This is a genomic window from Chamaesiphon polymorphus CCALA 037, from assembly GCF_003003845.1.
In the GTDB taxonomy this organism is placed as follows: domain Bacteria; phylum Cyanobacteriota; class Cyanobacteriia; order Cyanobacteriales; family Chamaesiphonaceae; genus Chamaesiphon; species Chamaesiphon polymorphus.
Genome location: NZ_PVWO01000068.1, coordinates 1 through 17,508 on the forward strand (window position 1 = coordinate 1; position 17,508 = coordinate 17,508).

15 protein-coding genes and 1 pseudogene are annotated in these 17,508 nt (G+C 45.7%); 1 reads left to right on the top strand and 15 read right to left on the bottom strand.

All coding sequences use genetic code 11. The annotated features are described in order from the left end of the window. Nucleotides 1–66 precede the first annotated feature (66 nt). The 15 genes and pseudogenes from C7B77_RS07625 to C7B77_RS07690 form a co-directional block, all read right to left on the bottom strand. Nucleotides 67–417 (bottom strand): hypothetical protein, encoded by a 351-nt coding sequence (locus C7B77_RS07625; RefSeq protein ID WP_106302344.1) that lies wholly within the window; start codon nt 415–417, stop codon nt 67–69. Beyond that, entirely contained in the window at nt 410–1,213 is an 804-nt protein-coding gene (locus C7B77_RS07630) for a 5'-methylthioadenosine/S-adenosylhomocysteine nucleosidase family protein (RefSeq protein ID WP_106302347.1), read from the bottom strand. Before C7B77_RS07630 ends, C7B77_RS07625 begins: the two co-directional genes overlap by 8 nt. 11 nt (nt 1,214–1,224) lie before the next feature. Continuing rightward, nucleotides 1,225–1,386 (bottom strand): hypothetical protein, encoded by a 162-nt coding sequence (locus tag C7B77_RS29735; protein WP_181243751.1) that lies wholly within the window; start codon nt 1,384–1,386, stop codon nt 1,225–1,227. An 81-nt stretch (nt 1,387–1,467) separates the two neighbouring features. Then, nucleotides 1,468–2,391, bottom strand: coding sequence for a nucleotidyl transferase AbiEii/AbiGii toxin family protein (locus tag C7B77_RS07635; protein WP_106302350.1), 924 nt, complete (start codon nt 2,389–2,391; stop codon nt 1,468–1,470). Further along, the gene (locus C7B77_RS07640; protein WP_106302353.1) at nt 2,388–2,993 is read right to left on the bottom strand and encodes a type IV toxin-antitoxin system AbiEi family antitoxin domain-containing protein; all 606 of its coding nucleotides are present in this window, start codon (nt 2,991–2,993) and stop codon (nt 2,388–2,390) included. Before C7B77_RS07640 ends, C7B77_RS07635 begins: the two co-directional genes overlap by 4 nt. Before the next feature lie 244 nt (nt 2,994–3,237). After that, on the bottom strand, nt 3,238–4,113 hold the full coding sequence (locus C7B77_RS07645; protein ID WP_106302382.1) for a GNAT family N-acetyltransferase: 876 nt from the start codon (nt 4,111–4,113) through the stop codon (nt 3,238–3,240). 44 nt (nt 4,114–4,157) lie between these two features. Then, nucleotides 4,158–5,540: a ScyD/ScyE family protein gene (locus C7B77_RS07650; protein WP_106302356.1), complete on the bottom strand. Its 1,383-nt coding sequence runs from the start codon at nt 5,538–5,540 to the stop codon at nt 4,158–4,160. 342 nt (nt 5,541–5,882) lie between these two features. Continuing rightward, entirely contained in the window at nt 5,883–6,353 is a 471-nt protein-coding gene (locus C7B77_RS07655) for a PEP-CTERM sorting domain-containing protein (RefSeq protein WP_219892033.1), read from the bottom strand. Nucleotides 6,354–6,484: 131 nt separating this feature from the next. Then, a pseudogene (locus C7B77_RS07660) lies at nt 6,485–7,431 on the bottom strand (transposase). A gap of 250 nt (nt 7,432–7,681) precedes the next feature. Beyond that, on the bottom strand, nt 7,682–8,665 hold the full coding sequence (gene petA, locus C7B77_RS07665) for a cytochrome f (protein ID WP_106302359.1): 984 nt from the start codon (nt 8,663–8,665) through the stop codon (nt 7,682–7,684). Between the two features lie 108 nt (nt 8,666–8,773). After that, the gene (gene petC, locus C7B77_RS07670; RefSeq protein WP_106302362.1) at nt 8,774–9,313 is read right to left on the bottom strand and encodes a cytochrome b6-f complex iron-sulfur subunit; all 540 of its coding nucleotides are present in this window, start codon (nt 9,311–9,313) and stop codon (nt 8,774–8,776) included. A 230-nt stretch (nt 9,314–9,543) separates the two neighbouring features. After that, a complete protein-coding gene (locus C7B77_RS07675; RefSeq protein ID WP_106302365.1) occupies nt 9,544–12,141 on the bottom strand; it encodes an ABC transporter substrate-binding protein in 2,598 nt (865 codons plus the stop codon). Between the two features lie 131 nt (nt 12,142–12,272). After that, a complete protein-coding gene (locus C7B77_RS07680; RefSeq protein WP_106302367.1) occupies nt 12,273–13,673 on the bottom strand; it encodes a DUF1822 family protein in 1,401 nt (466 codons plus the stop codon). Nucleotides 13,674–13,725: 52 nt separating this feature from the next. Then, nucleotides 13,726–14,934: a sigma-70 RNA polymerase sigma factor region 4 domain-containing protein gene (locus tag C7B77_RS07685; protein WP_106302370.1), complete on the bottom strand. Its 1,209-nt coding sequence runs from the start codon at nt 14,932–14,934 to the stop codon at nt 13,726–13,728. A 483-nt stretch (nt 14,935–15,417) separates the two neighbouring features. Then, nucleotides 15,418–16,788 carry an ankyrin repeat domain-containing protein gene (locus C7B77_RS07690; RefSeq protein ID WP_106302373.1) on the bottom strand — a complete coding sequence of 457 codons (1,371 nt, stop codon included), beginning with the start codon at nt 16,786–16,788 and terminating at the stop codon, nt 15,418–15,420. Between the two features lie 233 nt (nt 16,789–17,021). Between C7B77_RS07690 and C7B77_RS07700 the strand changes: the two genes are divergently transcribed. Then, nucleotides 17,022–17,489, top strand: a complete 468-nt coding sequence (locus C7B77_RS07700; RefSeq protein ID WP_106302379.1) for a DUF4079 domain-containing protein — start codon at nt 17,022–17,024, stop codon at nt 17,487–17,489. Nucleotides 17,490–17,508: the final 19 nt, after the last annotated feature.

The following is a 17,508-nucleotide window of genomic DNA, read 5'->3' on the forward strand; positions in this document are numbered from 1 at the left end:
AACGCTTTAAATTCTCCAACTCTCCAGTTCCGTGACAAAACTTTATGCAGTTTATTATTTCCCCACCTACCTACTTAGTAAAGCTTGCTCATGAGGTTGTGCCAATGCAACCTCAAAGCTTTTGAGCAATTTTTTTGCTTCATCTCGTTCGATGTAATGCTTCTCAAGCACTCTCGATCTCATTAGAGATGGGCGACTTGTCTCCGCTTGAGCTAATTGCTGAGTCTCTTTCTTTGCTGATTGTGCTGCTGATAATCTGGCTTTGAGTTGGTCAACTTCTTCCTGTTTGTCCTCCAGTTCGATACTTAGATTTGAGGGAGTCGTTAGGCTCGTAAAACCTGCTGCTTTTGTCTTCAAGTCGGCAAGTACCCTTTGCGCCATTGCCAGTGTTTTTTCCAAAGCGGCACAATCATCCATTCGATTCTCCATTTCTCAATCGTGCTTCTAATGCTGAAACTTCCTGACGTTTTTGCTCAAGGTCAATCTGCAAATGAGCTGGGATTTGTAGTTTACCATAGCCAGCAGCCTGCTCTTCTAAGATACCCAGCGATCGGCGTGCCATCGCTAATGCTGGTGTTAATATCTCGCGATCTGTCATTACTCCAGAATTATCTGGACGTTTCAATCCCTTGCCTCGTCGCTGTTGCCAATCGATCGATCCAAATTTCAGTGCGTGTACTACAAACTCGGCAGCATTCTGGGCAGCAGTTTTCTGGCGCGACTCTTTATCTTGTGCCTTATTACCATCAGCCCAGTCACAGATACCCTTGACCAAAATCCAGTCTACTTTTTTGTCATTGCAAGCAACATACAAGCCCACGCCTTCCATTTCACCACCGATAGCTTCTGACTCAATACGACGCAATCGATCGCGATAGTCGATATTGTCTATGAGTTTCTCTCCTGTCAGCACAGTTCCAAATCTTACTGTTGCACCCTCCCATCGCACATCCGCACTCCTGAAATGATTGATTAGCCACGACGAAGCATGTGGTTTGTCGCCTCGCAAACTAATCTGCTCTTGTGCATCCTGCGTGCCCACCCGTTGCAAATCGTATAGCCGCAATTGTTCTGTTACCAAAATATCGCCAATGGATTGCTTGCTCTCGTTGACTCCAAAGGCAATCCCCACCATGATGACTGCCGTGGGTGAAAGTGCCTCAATTCCTTTGCCGACCGTTTGTAAGGAGGCATTCACTCCGCCACTACCCATTTCAGATTGTGTCAGAAAAACACGCGCATTATCGATCCTAAATTCCAGTAAATGCGATTGTCGATCGATTGTGGGTCTGCTTTAACACCAGTAGTTTTTTCAAAAGCTTGGAGCGCAGCGGAACTCTCTACTTTCGTTACAGTCACAATCAGAATATCGGCTTCATGGGTCATAAAGGTCTGGGAGCTTAATTTTGGGCGATCGCAATAGATATCATCAACTGAATATTAGTCTAATTTCAAATATATAATCTACTACATTTTCCATTCTCTGCGATCGCAATCCCATTGTCCGACAAACAATTCTCCTTTACTAACCATCACACTGACTGGTAAAACAAATTCCTGAATTATCTCTACCACCTCCATCAAACTCAACTCATTCGCTACTAACTGATGCTTGCGTAAAAAAGCCTTCCAAGCCTGTTGTTTTTGAGCATCAGTCGTAAATAATGGAGTCAAGGCAACTACCTCAGCGTGAGTCTGAGGCAATGGCGTTCTGCGCCGCTCGAATGTCGCGGTTAATGCCGATCCCAACGCAATGCCGTCAAAGCTAAAATAAGTCGCTAATACCCACAGATCGTAAAAATCTTTCAATCGTGTATTACTCATCCCCAACAGTACCATCGCCTGAAACTTTTCGGCAACTACCGTTTCGCGAGGATAACTCAATACTTGTGGAGCGGGGAAACTCAATAAAGCCGGAAACTCTACTGATACTGGTCTAGGTGTAATCGCATCGCCAAAGCCAACATCGACTTGTACCGGAATCTGCGTCCGCGTCCCCGATAGATAAGCTAGCAGATTGATTCTCACTCCCTCATACTCACAATCGGCTTTGATGCGGCAACTAACGACACTACTGACTGCAAATTCTAAACCATCTGCTACTACGTCGATCGAGCATAACTCTCGAAAAATCTCCTCGATCCTTGCTGGTGTACTATCCCCAAATCCCAGAAAATCGACATCCCGCGTCGCTCGATGGGAACGCTCTAACCAAATATCGAACAATAATGCCCCTTTCAACACAAACTGCTGTTGATAATTCGATCGACTCAGACGATAGAGCAATCGCTCCAACGCATACCGCACTAGCATCGTTTGAAAATCATTAGTACCAGTCAAATTCTTCAACCGCTGGCGGACTGAAGCAGCAAGCTGTTCTGGTTTGGTCATAGCACCAGCATCTCCAAATAAGGCTGGATGACCTTCTGCACTCGACAGATTTGGGCGTAATCAGCCAAAAGATTCAAATCCAGCTTGCGAGCTGTCCAGGCTTCTTTGAGGGCTTCTAGAGCCACATCTAGCCCGATTGTCGAACGGTATTTAAAGCAATCGGCGATCGTTTTGGGGATGTTGTAAACGCGCACGGGAATACCCGCCACCAAATGGGTTTCGATCCCTTCAGATAGCGATTTACCAGACATATTCACCCGCCGTAAGGCGATCTCTCGATCGCTGGGAGTCCCCCACCGATTATCAAATGCCATCCAGATCTGAAACGGGTTTTGAGTAGTAAGTTCGTGAAACCGGAGAGCCGATAATAGGCAAATCGTACCGCGTGGAAAGCGGGTACAGGCTTCAGCATAGGTTTGAAACTCAGTGAGATCGGCAGTAGGCAAAGTATATAGCCCTCGACTTACCCGTACCAAGGCTCCAGCATCTACCAGACGGCGAAGTTGTTGGGGATGTATTCCTCTGGCTTGGAGATCGCTGTTTCGAGCGATGCCGATTTCACCCACTAGGGTGAGGATCGGATCTGATGTGGCCGTAAACAAAGTGCTTTGGTTTATTTATAACTAACAGTATTTTATCACAAAAATCCTCTGCGAGCCTCGATCTTTAGGTTCAATCGACAAAATCGGGGCTAGGAAATAGTCTAGCCCTTGGGGATTTGCTCTAGTTACCGTCAGAGTTAGTGGTGCTAGCGAGATTGTTGATGGTATCCGATCGAAGAACAGATTTTTCTGCCAAAGCGAGGGTGTAACATGCAAAGAAAACCTCCGCACATTCTGCCTGCATTTAAAAAAGGATCGAAGGGAGAAACGCCCCTTGAGGCTGTTTGTAAATACCAAGGCTCATTAAGGTCATGGGTTGAACGACGCGGAACCCCTGCTCTAAACACCAGCGGAAGAGATCGCTATTGCGGGTTGGGAGTAAAAATCCCGAACCTTCCAAGGTTGCAGCAGCAATTAAAGCCTTGAGATCCTCATTGCGTTCGCCCACGGCATGGCCGAAAAAGCCGCCCGTGGTGGCATAGCCTGTAATCCGACCATCGCGTTCGACAACGGTAGCAGTTCCCCGTTGAATCGCTAGATCGCATTCTTGACTCCGAGCGAAGCCATGTACTTGTTGGCAGAGGCGATTGCACTCAGCTAAATCTGCCTCGGTAGCCAGACGAACGGCATAACCGGGAATCGCGATCGCTAAGGGCGTACCTTGCAGATGTGCCAACGGTTCTTGCACGTCAAATCCCAGCTTGGTATAGAGCGACAGCGATCGGTTATGAAACGCCGCCTGTACTAACCGCACGCCTGCAAAGCCCTGTTGTTGGGCGCGATCGAGTATTGTTGCCATCAAGCGTTTGCCGAGGTTGGCGTTTTGGAAGTGAGGCGCGACGGTAATCGGCCCCACCCCCGCGATCGCCGACTCTTCCCACAGAAAGTTGCTGCCCACAATTTGTCCGTCGGCTTCGGCTACCACAGAGTAAATTTTCGGATGGGCAAACAACATCGCCATCATTTGCTCTGTCATTTCTGGGTGCGAAAAATCGGGCACAAATCCATGCCGCTCGGAAATTTGGGTGAAGGCTTCATAGCAGATTTGACTGCAAGCTTGGGCATCCGCAGCAGTCCCAGTCCGAATTTGTAATAAGTTTTTAGGTGCTGTAACAGTCATAAATGCAATCCTTTTAATTAAAAGCGTACCTGTTGGCTCTTGGGTCATTTATAGGCGATCGCGAATGGATCTAGACCGCCGCTTGTGTTGAGGCTATAGTCGAACGTGCCGCGATTGCTGAGTAAATCCGATTGCTGGAACGCGCCACGAGAGCGGGTATCGGTCGAGCCATAATAATCGATAACATCAGATGCGATCGACATTTGCGTGCGATCTTGTGGATACGTTGATGTCGAGCCACCAAAATTGATGATGTCATCGAGAGTATCGGCATTCGGTTGGCAATCGTGAAAGTTCTTTTTGTGAAAGTGCTCTCGATCGCGATGTTTTGGCTGACGATCGAAACTCAGCCGTAGTACCTCGCCTTGACCTGCAACATTACTGTTATTAGAGATATAAATATCGCCATTAGCACCAAATTCTAAACCATTGGGATTGATTAGTTTATCCGTCACAGTGGTGCGAGTTTTACCATCTGGAGCTAGGTAAATCAGGGCACCTGCATCGCCAGGATTGAGGAGTCCATTGGAATCGTATTCGAGAACATATAGACCGCCTTTTCGATCGAATGCCAGATCGACAATACTGGTAAAACATGTGGCATAGAGTTCTGATTGCCCGTTGGTACCGACGCGATACACTCCTGCCGATCCTACTTCAAACGGAAACCCGGTCAATTGCCCCACATATAACGCACCATCAGGCCCAGCGGCTACTGATGTCGGCACGAATTGCTGGGGTATCGGTTGACCTCCGAACGGATTGGTAGCAGTGCGAATTGGGAATACCGCCTCGACCTTTGGTTCGCCCCCAAAGGCGCGTTGAGAGAGCAGAGTGTTACCGCCTGCATCGACGACGTATGCAGTGTTTTTTTGAATGAGCAAGTCAAATAGGTTGGTGTCTGGCTGTTGCCCATCGGGATTATTTGCTAGTTCGTAGGCTCCAAAATCTTGCAATCGCGTCCAAGATGCACCACCGTCAAACTTATCGATCCCAATTAACTGGCTAAAATCGGGAACTTTGAGCACGTTGTCTCGATTGGCGGGATTGCTGCCCAAACCGACGATCGCATAGGCGTTGCCAGCCGCATCGAATTCAATGTCACTCACCCCTGCGGCATTGCTGCCATCGGGTAATGCCAGCGATGGCAGTCCAGTCACGACTCGGTTGGCAACACCATTTTTAATACGGGTAATCGCCCCCGTCGCTCCATAGAACAACAGCGCACCTGGAATAGCAGGATCGGGAATGCTGGCACCCGTGCCCCCTCGTCCGGCTTCTGTAACATATAGCCCGCCATCGGGGCCAAAACTGAGTTTGCGGGGACTGTCCAGTCCGCTGACTAGCACCTCAATTTGCGGCTGTTGGGAGCGTTGACGATCGGCATCCGAGCGTTTAGAATTATCGTGCCATGACTTTTTCAACATGATTTAATTCTCCATTTTAAATCTATTGCATTTGAGTTTTGGATCGAATGTTTTTGCTGCATTCACATTAAAATCACTCTGCTCTGTCAATACATTTGTCGCGCTAGCTACAAGGTAGCAATTCAAACTATGGGATAGCTCTAGCAATTTGCAAGTCTTAACGGTCGCCTACTGCGTTGGCCTTGGTAAAGATTCTCCACAAGCAGCTCCAAGTTCTCAGATGAGCCGATCGAGGATGTTCGATCGAGAGAAAGAGACACAGACTCCGCATATCGATCGCTAAATACGTACTGATTTGAATCAAACCAATTAAGTTGTGAGAATAATGTTAGACCGATATCTTTAATTCCGATCGAGCGGTTTATTCTTACTAGCAATTCGCCGTTTTTTAAGTATAGTGACAACACCGATCGATACTAGACCTAATGAGATGAAATTGCTAGGTTCTGGAACGGCAGTTACTGCGGGAGTGTTACTTTGAACCCCTTGAACGCCAAACGTAAAACCATTCCAGTATTCACTAGTCAAGCTGCGCCAAGAGATTGTATCGTAAGCTCCTCTGAATTGAATCGTCCCGTGAGGTTCGCCCGTGCCGACTAATTGATATTCAGTAATACCGTTGTTAGTGACAACTTGTTTGGCAGAAGTACCGCAGCCCCAATAACCACAATTCCGATTAGTACCATCGCTGAAACTGAGAATATCGAAGTCTCGATCGAAAGCATAACCGTTGGCATTAAGGCTTACATAAGAGAAAACCGGATTGAGAATTGTCTTAGAAAAACTCAGTGTTTGATTGCCTGCGTATTGCAAAGCAATAATATCGGTTCCGGTCGGAATATTATCTACTTGAGTTTAGACTAATCGAAATAGTGCAGCAGAAAACTTCAGACATCTTTAATGCTGTCTGAATAAGAACGCTGAGAGAGAGAGAGACTGAGTGTTTATGCAGTTTGCTGTTGCTTTTTAGGCGGAGAATAAGTTTTTTTAGCAACAGGATAACGAGTTCGGGGAGTACATTTAAACCCAATAATTCGACCATTCGACTTTCCACGCTGTTTAGGCGCAGCAGCAGGAGTGCCAATCTGTATCAAAAGTGAAAACATAGATTGAGCAACACGTCCAGGCGATAGAGCGATAGTAGCAGATTGCCAAGGCAAGCGCTGTTGTGTAACTAAATCTCTTGCTAACCAGAGTTGCCAAGTCATCACTGTTTACGAGGCCGACCATGACCACTATAGGCTGGCGGAATTCCCCATAAACAAGTATTCGACCGAATTCGCATTAGACAATCAGCCTCAAGCTTGGCAGTGGCTAGCACCCATTTAGCATTCCCATATTCTCGGTCTAGTAGCACCAACACTTTTTGAGAGCAATGCTTGAGGACTTGTTTGAGTTGCCAAGCTGCTTTGCTGATTGGCGATTCCCAACTTGTGATTCTTTCATGCCTCAGTGGTAATGCCCAACTACTCTTCGTTTCGGGTGACCCGAGCCGATGTTCCTCTGGCAACCAGGCAATTGTGCTATATCCTTGTCCGATAGCTACTCCGTTTTGGGTTTTTCCCTGATGTTCGTAGGTTCGGTCTTTTAATGTTTTGGCATCAGGTCTTGGCCAGGGTGTATGGTCGATGCCAAACACTATATATTTCTGAATTGGGATCTGCTTCATACATAACTGCATTAGTTGATTTCGTTGTGGCCGACAATCTTCTATTGCTTCGTATGTACTTGGATACTGGCGGCGAAACATCGGACTTAGTGACAATTCAGCTAGTGATGTAGCTTGTCTGGTTGTCATCACTGCATCCATTAGCTCGAATGTTGCATCTTTTGCTTTGGTTAATAGTTGATGTATTTGTTGACGAAATGTCTGTAATGCTTCACAGTTCATGTTGGGGAAGTTAATGAGCTTTCTTTCACCCTTATTTTCTTCCCTCCGGTAGCCAAGGTCTATCTTTTGCTACCGTTCTCTTTCTGGTTAGTCTAAACTCCAGGGGTAAAGATCTATGCAGTAACTTAGAGAATGTAGATTGAGAGATCGGCAGCATTTTTGCTAAATAGAACGATAAAAAATGCACTAACTACCAGAGTTAGTGCATTAAACACAATCGATATTTCGATCGCGAAAATAATTGCAGTTTCTAGAATTCCATTTCTGCTGCTTGAACGCGCTCGACTTGTTTTTTCTTGAGAACTAACAAGACTTGAGAGAGCATAATCATAAAGACAAATGCCATCAAACCGAGAATGCGATCGGGATTTTGGAGGACGATTTCGATATCTTTTTGACCGAAACCACCAACGTTAGGATTGTTGGTAATTGCTTGTCCGGCAGTTACAACAGCACCTTCAGCAATTAGCAATTCTGGGCCAGCGGGGACTTTATCGACAACCGCATCGCCAGTTGCAGGTTGAATAGTAACTTGAGAGCTACCATCTTCTTGTTTGGCAATTGAAGTGACATTACCAGCAACAGAAGCATTGAACACACCGTTATTGCTCTTTTCACCTGTGGGGTAAACCTGTCCGCGACCGCGATTGGCACCGACATGAATTTGGGATTTACCGAAGTAAATGCCTTTATCTGTTTTCGGGTTGGGAGCGAGTACGGGGAAGATGATTTCTTGATATTTATCGCCCGGTAATGGCCCGATAATGACGATATTATCTTTACCTTCGCCGTAGGATTGGAAATATAACCCTTGAGTTTTTTCCTTCAGCTCTGGCGAAAGGCGATCTTCAGGTGCAATTTTGAAACCATCTGGCAACATCAGCACGGCACCAACATTTAATGGCCCTTTAACGCCATTTGCAGTGACTTGTTGGGCATTGAGATCGTAAGGAATTTTGACGACAGCTTCAAAAACCGTGTCTGGTTTAACAGACTGAGGCACTTCGATTTCTGTAGGCTTAGCAGCGAGGTGACAGTTCGCACAGACAATTCTACCCGTCGGTTCGCGAGGAGTTGCTGGGTAGGTTTGTTGTGCCCAGAACGGGTAGGCTGCGGCGGATTGGGGGACGGCAATGTCGTTAGCGAAGAAGATGCCGACACTAGCCAATAAGACGACGAGGGTTTTGGTCAACACTCGCTGGCTGCGTTGCCACAAGGGTAAAGTTAATTTCATAGATTCACAGATGACAGACGAAGAAAATTAAATAATATACAGATTCGTGTGGTGAAAATAGACAGATAGTGTCGGTGCGATCTCCGTCCCTAGCCGCTATTGGCTAATTTATGCCCACCAAGCGGGTTCGTCTGTGCGGAAATCGGTTTCAGTCCAAGGCGTGAGCGAGATGGTGTCGTTTTCGGTCACCGCTGCATGAGCCAATGGTAGGGAAAGTGGTGCGGGGCCGCGCACTTTTTTGCCTGTCTCGTCATACTGAGAACCGTGACAAGGACACATGAATTTGTTTTCAGCCTTGTTCCAAGGCACGACACAGCCAAGGTGAGTACAAATTGCATTGATGCCGTAATCGACAATGGTGCCATCGGCTACGACGATGTAAGTAGGATCGCCCTTTAAGCCTTGAGTTAATTCGCGATCTCCTTTAGCCTTACCTGCGATAAAGGCACTAACTTTGACGTCGTTACCTTTAGCATCTTTGGCAGTCGAACCGCCACCAGCTCCGCCGCTAGCAGGTGGGACGAAGTACGCTACAAATGGATAGGCGGCACCCAGCACCATTCCGGTAATCGTGCCGAAGGTGAGCAGGTTCATGAATTGGCGACGACCGAGATCTGGTACATCTGCCGAATTAGCAATTTGTGTCATAAGCTAAACGAATTTTATCTAATAATATCTGTGCGCGACACCTAAATTGTCGCCCGGTCGGAGAGCTGTAGAGTTATATAAAAGCTTAGACCATTTGACATTATGACATTTTTCGCTGCCGATCGGTAGATTATGGGGATCGGGGATTGAGGATTGGGGATTGGGGATTCAAAGTCTTCCCTGCTCCCAGTCTCCCTCTTTCCCAATCTCCCCGTCTCCCCGTCTCCCCACTAAAAAATTGCGGGTTTAAAATCTTTGCATCTGGTACCATCGCATTTGGGCGTAACTAGGCTGTTGATGGCTTGCGATCGATCGCTTCCTGTCAAGCTCACTTCGCCAGTAATACCAGGGATTGTAAAAGTCGAACTGCTAATAATTTTTTGAAGTTCGCGGCGAGCATCGATAATATTGAGATCGATCAGTACGCGATCTAATGCTTGGATGACAACTTGATTAGCATCATAGTTCATTGCAATGCGATGATCTAAGTTAGCCTTGTCGCCCCAAAAAGCAGGCAAGACGATCGTATTATTTTGATAGAAAGATGGATGCCAAGTTAAACTGACAACTAATTTCTCAAGTTGCTTTTTGCCAAACCGACTAAATAATGTCTGGTCTTTGACAACTTCATTACCAATTATAGGTAACTCGCCATTATTTGCTTCGATAATTGATAATAACCGCGTCCGCTCTGGTGCATCGCTAGTATAAGCATCGGGGATTAATACGATCGCTTGTGCGCCCGATCTTTTAACCGCTTTAACAATATCGATCGCATCACCATTCGGCGCAAAATCAAACTCAGCAACAATATCGATCCCTTGACTATTAGCTTTTAAAGCTGCGGTCATCGAATCACTAAATGTTTTACCTGTAGTGCGAAATAAAGCAATTTTATTGTATTTATGAGCTTTGAGATAATTTGCGATTTCTTTGCCAGAGACTTTATTATTGGAGCAAACGCGGAAGAAGAAGTTATTTGCACCAGTACTAGTCAAATTTGTTGAAGTACTAGTACCTGAAACTAACACAGTACTTTGTAGATTATAGATATCTTTTGCTACTAAAGTCACTTCAGAGGCATAGCTACCAATGCCAGCAAATATCTCTCTTTTGAGTAGATTCTGGACTAAGCTATCGACAGAATGTTTGTCGTTTTTATCATCAGCAATAACAACTTGGAGTTTCCATGAGTGGCTGGGATTAGCATTCCATTGTTGCTGGGCAAAAGCGATCGACTTTAACATCCCCGTGGGAATATCTAATGGTGTAGATTGAGATGCGGGGATCGTTACGGCAATAGTTCTAATTGCTACATTTTGATTTGCTAGTTTCGCATTTTCTAGCATGATCGAGGTTTCTGGATCTTTTTTGGCATCCCAAGCTTTAGTTAGAAACTGAATTGCTTGAGGGTAATCACGTTTAGCAATAGCATTAGCTCCTAGCTGTTTGTATCTTTGAGTACTGATATTAGGTTCTTTTAATAAAATCTCTTCACCGCAGCTAATTCCATCACCTTGAATAGAATTACATGCTGCTTCTAACTTAGGAGATTGAGATCTCCAATACCATACAGCAGCCACTGCTAGCCCCAGAAAGACGATCGCTGGTATTTTCATTTGCTTCCCTATAAACTTAATAGTTATTAGGGGATGAAGTACTAGATTATGCAATCTTTTTTGCCAAGGAGATCGACTGGGAGTTGGAAATTTTAATGGTGGAGCATATGGTGAAGTGAATAAAATCGGTAAAATTGATGTACCGGGGCAATCTAGATCGTAATTAATTAACTCTCCTCTAGTCTCAGTCATGGCAATTTCTAAACTTTGCGATCGCACGATCCAGTAGTGCAATAATCGCTCGAAAAATAATCTCAATACGCGATAATGAACTGGCACTCTAAACGCAATTACATTCGGCACGCCAATATTGCTAGCTGCTAAGGCTCTGGCTGCCCCAATACTCGAACAACCTGCGAGAATGACTAATTTTAGACCATTTTTGACACTATTTTTGAAAGATTGAGTATATTGTTTGATGGCAATACTATCTAGCTCATTAATACCGATTTTACCATCCAGCCCAGTATCGTTCATTTGGCTATGCCCGACCATGATAATTATATCAAAATGGCCGTCGCTGATTGCTTCTAAAACTTGCGATGGTGATGGTTGATATAGCGGTGTAACGATCGCAGGCGATCGAAAGTAGCGTTCGATCTCTTGGATCTGAATTGGAGCTTCAATCCCTTGTTGATTGCCCAGCACTACTAAAATTTTGGGAATCTTTTGCCAAGTTAATTTGCGAGTTAATTCTTGATGTGCAAACACTACGCTCACAGATCGATCTTCGCTTGCCAAGATATTAGTGATAAATGATGTCTGCTCGATCGATAAAGCTTGGAGATCGTAGTTATCCGTTAAGATAACTAATCTAATCGGTTCGCTCGGTGGAATTCGATTGAGACTGCGCAATAATCCTTCGCGAATCTTCATCCAGGAGCTTTGCTCTAATGTGCGATCTAGTGAGTCGCGGAGCTGTTCGATGTCTGCTTTTAAGGTATCGCGATCGTTGGCAACATTCTGCACCATCGTTTTTGGTAGTTGAATACCACCAAAGTATCGATCTTGACTGGTTGCTGTTTTAAATCTGGCGGTAATTTGCTGATTGAGGGCGATTAAAGGCTCGACATTTAATGTCCCTTCAGCCACGGGATGTTCGCGACTGATTATCGCCCCAGCATCGTCAATTTTGGCAACAGTGAGCTTTGCTGATAGTGGAGCTAGATTAGTACTGGAGGTTAGGTCTATTATCCGAATGTGGCTCACGATCGACCTCTAATTTAACAAAATGAGCATAAGTCAGCACACCCCTCTAATCTACCGCAAAGCTCGATCTCAACTATATTGTTAATAGCAGGTTGTAACAAAAAATAATTGAGATCTCACAGCTACCTTCCTTAAATGGCAAAAGCCTCGACGATCGTATCCTCATCCATTGACACCTGAATATTAAACCGATCGCCACCGCTGGCAGTAAAATATAGTTGAATATAATTATCCATCACCATCGATCTACTTTCAACTTCACAGATACAGTCGCCATCTTCGGCAAAGAGATTGAGGCGGACATTGGGCGGTAGATGTGACTCGGTACCGATCGGGTAGACGCGATTTAAAATCGCATAAGTCCCATCGATTAAGGGAATTGCTGCTACCATCAATCCTAATTTATGCCCTTGCATTACCAAGCCGAGATCTTTAATCCGACGGTGCCAATTACGCTCGTTTTCTGGTGAGATCGTCCATAAATATTCAGCAGCTTGCCAGCGTAAATATTCATCAGTTGTATGCTGCATCAAGTAGATTAATAACAGCATTGGCGAATCGATATCGGCAGGTAAGTCTACTTTTTTAGTAGTGTTTTGGCTGTTATATAAATTACGAACTGCGCGATGAATTTCCAGATCGTTGCCGAGGGAAATACCTTTAACTGCTGGCGCAGCCATATAACCGCCCAAATAACTGGGTTTAGGCTGGGATTTATCGAAAACTTCTGACATTTTTACCCAGCCGCGATCGACAATATTGTTAGCCAGCTCGGTGACTTCCTGGAACCATTTAGATATTTGAATAACTCCTGGTTTTGGGTGCGCGTACATGGTTAAATATTCAGGAGAATCGATAATTGCGCCCCACTTTTCAAAAGGTAATATCAGTCGCGGCGAACAACTCGAACGATCTTGGTGGAGTCGATCGATTAATGTTGCGGCTTCTGAATGTGATATTTGCAGCTCGTGAGGTATTTTACCTCGCTCTGGCGGCACGATTTTATTAGCAACTAAATCGCAAGTAGTCCACAAGGAATCTAAATCTGCAATTAAATCTACGCCTTCAATTTCATAACTACGGACATGGCGATCGAGATGAGATCTTTGTTGCAAAGATTGATGCGAAATAAAGCCCCATAAGTGCAAGCAATTAGACTCTAAATCGATCCGAACTGGTACGTAATAATCGGCCATCCACCGGGATAAATCGACCCATTCTTGTTGTACTTCAAACCCAGCTAAATCTAGATCCAGACTGGGAATAAAGGCTACTTTAACGCCCGAAACTAACAGCACAAAGCCATTGACGATCTTACTAACAAACGATCGTTCTAATTCTGCACTCGGAAAGATCGGCTCGACATCTAAATCTAGCGATTCAGTTAGATATTTAGCGATCGCGCCAATACAAACTCGATCGAGCTTCACCCAGTCTGGCGATTCTCCTAAATTACTCAGATCGACATCGATCCAGACATGCTCTGGATATATTGTTGTCAATAATTGAGTCTGTTGCTGAAAAATACTCATAAAATTTAACCTAAATTTAGACCGCTAACTACTTGGGCGAGGTAAAGCTTATTTATGTAATCCCGACGGGCTGAACTTGACGAAAATATTTATCTAATAAATGTTTGACAGCAACGATAGCTTGACTATTTTTCTGCGCTCTACCGTCAGTAGGATGGGGAATTTGGGTGTGAATAAAATCTAGCAATTCTAAATAAATTTCTCCTAATTTCCGAGATACCTTTGATTGGTCTTTGGCTATTATCTTAGCTATCTTGCCTTGCTTGAGATTTTGCTGGTGTCTCAGAGTCACAATCTGCTGAGATTCGGCAGGTAAATCGCTAATGAATCGCTCGATCGCCTTAAATATCTCAATGAAATTTGCATTTACCGTATCAATTTCTAATTCGGGTGTGTCCACCCGATACTCAATCGCTATAAACGCATTTGGATCGTCATATCGCTCGATTGTCGGATTAGCATCGGTACGAATTAAATTACCAACTCGATCGAGCCGCGTGCGTAATTCTTCAATTGAGATATCAATACCTAACGAGCGAGCTTCTGCTAAAATATCTTGCCAATTTTCTAAAGTTAACCGATCGACCCGAATGCGCGATCGACCGAGATAATTTTTAAAGATTTTACACATCGATAGCTCTGCATTGAGGCGATCGGTAGTAATATTACCCATCAAAGCCGCACGCGTTTTGCTTCCACTCGATCGCGATACCACTCCCAGATTAGATAACCCAAAATATGGATCGCCATTGGCTCTTAGATACGCAAAAGAATTATATCTCACTGCATTGTAAGTCCAGGCTTGCAATCCTACTAATAAGTCGGGATGATATTCTGGTTTGAAACTAGTCAAGAGTTGTCGAATACTCAAACTTGGCGTTACTAATCGCTCGAATAACTCTTCATTCTGTTTGACTGTGGGCACTTTTTGCCAGGTATGCAGTGCAGCTTTGACTGTCATGGCTCTAATGAAGTTAAACCAACAATTATTCCGCACCAGATTTTGCTGTGCCAGGGCGATGCGATATAAGTTAGTTACTACTACTGTTGTTAATTGTCGATCGGCAATTAATAATCGATCGATATAAGTATTTACCTGTTCTAGATTGGCAAGGGAGATTCCTGAAAGCTGAAAATTCCCAGCTCGACTGATGGCGGGGATGGCATCTGAGTCGCATTGCCATGAGATTCGGATATAACCAGATGAGTCTAGTTCCCATCTAGGTACGCTGTAAAATATGCTCAAAGGGTTGAGAGGCATAGATTTGAAGGAGTAACATACCAGCAATAACTAGTGATTGGGATGAGTTTGGTGTTTTATGCAGAGGCTTGAGGTTAGTGAATAGAAAGTTTGAACGTAAGCATCCATATCTAGTTCTCCCCCTTCTCCTCGTAGCCCAAGTGCGATCGCTTCTGGTGCTAGGAGAACCCGGATCTGGGGGAGGCTTCCCCCAGACCCCCCGTTGAGGGGCGGGACGCCGCCCCTCAAACTCCCCTGCGTATGTAGGTTGTTGATGCTAAGTATGATATGGGGTCGGTTCGGACTTTGTGGTTACGGGGTAGGGTGTTACTGGTGATAAGTTTGGTGGGTTGGGCACGAAACCCTCCCCTACACATAGCTTATTGTTTTGAGTGTTCCTCTCCCCGTCTCCTGTCTTTGAGTCCCCCCATCTTCCCCTGCGTGAGTTTCCCACTCATCCACTCATCCACTCATCCACTCATCCACCCATCCACCCTCCCCCTTCTAAGCCTTCCCCAACAGTTCCATCGCGTATCGATCGCTATTAATTTGTGCTAAATCGAGAGCGGTTAAGCCGCCTTGGTTGCGATGGCTGGGGTTGGCTCCGGCGGCGAGTAATAGTTTTACGATGTCATGATGGCGGCGATGGGTTGCCCACATGAGGGCTGTTGCGCCAGTATCGTCTTGAGAATCGATCTGTGCGCCAGCATCTACGAGCGATCGGGCTAAATTAAGATTGCCCTTAATTGCGGCGATCGTCAGGGGGGTTTGTCTGTCTTTGAAGGTTTGGTTGGGAGAGACGCCAGCGGCTAAAAGTAGTTGGGCTATTTCTACATATAAATTGACGATCGCCAGTCCAAAGGCAGTAACTCCCTGTTGGTGAGCATTCAAATCTGTCCCCGACTTCAGGATTGCCGCAACGACGTCTATGTGCTCGTGTAAGGCGGCTAAAACTAGTGGCGTATCCCCCAGGTTGGTGATGAGATCGGTCTTTGCACCACGGTCTAGTAACAGCCTGACAAGATCGAGATCGCCTTCGATCGCGGCTAAATGTAGGGCAGTTTCTAGCTCTTGAGATTGCAGATCGGGATTGGCTCCAGCAGCTAACAGAGCGGCGACAATTTCGGTTTGTTTGCTAGATGTAGCGGCAATTAGCGGCGTCCACCCCTCATGATTCTGGAAGTCGATCGTGGCACCAGCGGCAATTAGCGGTTGAATTAAGCTGGTATAGCCCTGCTCGGCAGCAATAATTAACAAACTATCGCCTTCATTATCCACTGCTTGAGCATCGGCTCCCGCCGCTAGCAGCATCTGAAGAATCGTTACATCTGCTGGCGCAGACATCAGCAGGAGCGGAGTCTTACCATCGCTGCGGCGATAGTGGAGATCGGCACCAGCGTCGATGAGTTGGCGGACTACGGCAGCATGGTTGCGATCGATCGCCATATTTAGAGCATTATCGCCATCGGCATCGACGCAGACGACATTGGCTCCAGCCGCTAGAAGTAAGCTCACAATTTCCACGGCACCGACGGATGCTGCTGCCATTAGCGCGGTACTACCATCTTCATTGACAGCATCGACATTGGCTCCCCATGCCAATAATCGATCGACAACTGCCACTCGATTGGCGGCGGCGGCAAACATTAGTGCGGTAGTCCCAAATTGGTGGCGATGGAGATTTAGATCCGCACCAGCAGCCAGTAGTAAATCGACGATTTCGGTAGCTCCGCTTTGGGCGGCAAACATCAGCGCGGTAGTACCTTCGGCATCAGTCGTATCAACCTGGGCACCACGCTCTAACGCTGTAGTAATTTGACGCGCGTTGCCAAGCTTGGCAGATTGAATCAGCAGGAGATTAGATCGATCGAACATAATAAATTTTGGGAAGCTAACTGTCTGTGGATCTGGCGGTACCCGCCGCTAGTATTTTGGGGCGAACTGCTATTGCCAAATTTAGCAGCGATCGACCAATGGTAGGCGATTCTCTTGTCAGAGAGGCTTATTGTGTCTCAGAGTCGTCGAAGTACACCAATGCCAACACCCACAAATTTTATGCTAACTTTTATAGATATTCTTAAAACTTTTGCGACAATTTTTCCGATCCTATGGACTCTATTCCTGCTAATATCAAACCCTATCTCAATTTTATCCATCCAGCGTTAATGTGGATTTTATTGGCAACTACCCTGTATGCAATGTATCTGGGCTTCCAAATTCGGAAAACACGTAGCGCAACAGGTGAGGAAAAAAAACAACTCATTCAGGGCAAATATAATCTCCGTCATTACCAAATCGGCTCGATCGTCTTGGCTGTAATGGTACTGGGGACGCTGGGTGGGATGGCCGCTACTTATATCAACAATGGTAAATTATTTGTCGGCCCCCATTTGATCGCTGGCTTGGGCATGACTGGCGCGATCGCGGTTTCGGCTTCGCTGTCTCCGTATATGCAAAAAGGGGCGGAATGGGCTAGATACAGTCATATCGGCATCAATTTAGTCCTCGTGGGACTGTTTGGCTGGCAAGCGGTTTCTGGAGTCGAAATTCTTCTCCGGATTATCAGTAAAATGTAAGGCTCGATCTGTACCGATC

Coding starts and splice junctions, on each gene's coding strand:
- petA (WP_106302359.1), bottom strand. CDS start 8,665: ATGAAATTAACTTTACCCTTGTGGCAACGCAGCCAGCGAGTGTTGACC.
- C7B77_RS07630 (WP_106302347.1), bottom strand. CDS start 1,213: ATGGGTAGTGGCGGAGTGAATGCCTCCTTACAAACGGTCGGCAAAGGA.
- C7B77_RS07625 (WP_106302344.1), bottom strand. CDS start 417: ATGGATGATTGTGCCGCTTTGGAAAAAACACTGGCAATGGCGCAAAGG.
- C7B77_RS07690 (WP_106302373.1), bottom strand. CDS start 16,788: ATGTTCGATCGATCTAATCTCCTGCTGATTCAATCTGCCAAGCTTGGC.
- petC (WP_106302362.1), bottom strand. CDS start 9,313: ATGACACAAATTGCTAATTCGGCAGATGTACCAGATCTCGGTCGTCGC.
- C7B77_RS07645 (WP_106302382.1), bottom strand. CDS start 4,113: ATGACTGTTACAGCACCTAAAAACTTATTACAAATTCGGACTGGGACT.
- C7B77_RS07700 (WP_106302379.1), top strand. CDS start 17,022: ATGGACTCTATTCCTGCTAATATCAAACCCTATCTCAATTTTATCCAT.
- C7B77_RS07650 (WP_106302356.1), bottom strand. CDS start 5,540: ATGTTGAAAAAGTCATGGCACGATAATTCTAAACGCTCGGATGCCGAT.
- C7B77_RS07680 (WP_106302367.1), bottom strand. CDS start 13,673: ATGAGTATTTTTCAGCAACAGACTCAATTATTGACAACAATATATCCA.
- C7B77_RS29735 (WP_181243751.1), bottom strand. CDS start 1,386: ATGACCCATGAAGCCGATATTCTGATTGTGACTGTAACGAAAGTAGAG.
- C7B77_RS07635 (WP_106302350.1), bottom strand. CDS start 2,391: ATGACCAAACCAGAACAGCTTGCTGCTTCAGTCCGCCAGCGGTTGAAG.
- C7B77_RS07685 (WP_106302370.1), bottom strand. CDS start 14,934: ATGCCTCTCAACCCTTTGAGCATATTTTACAGCGTACCTAGATGGGAA.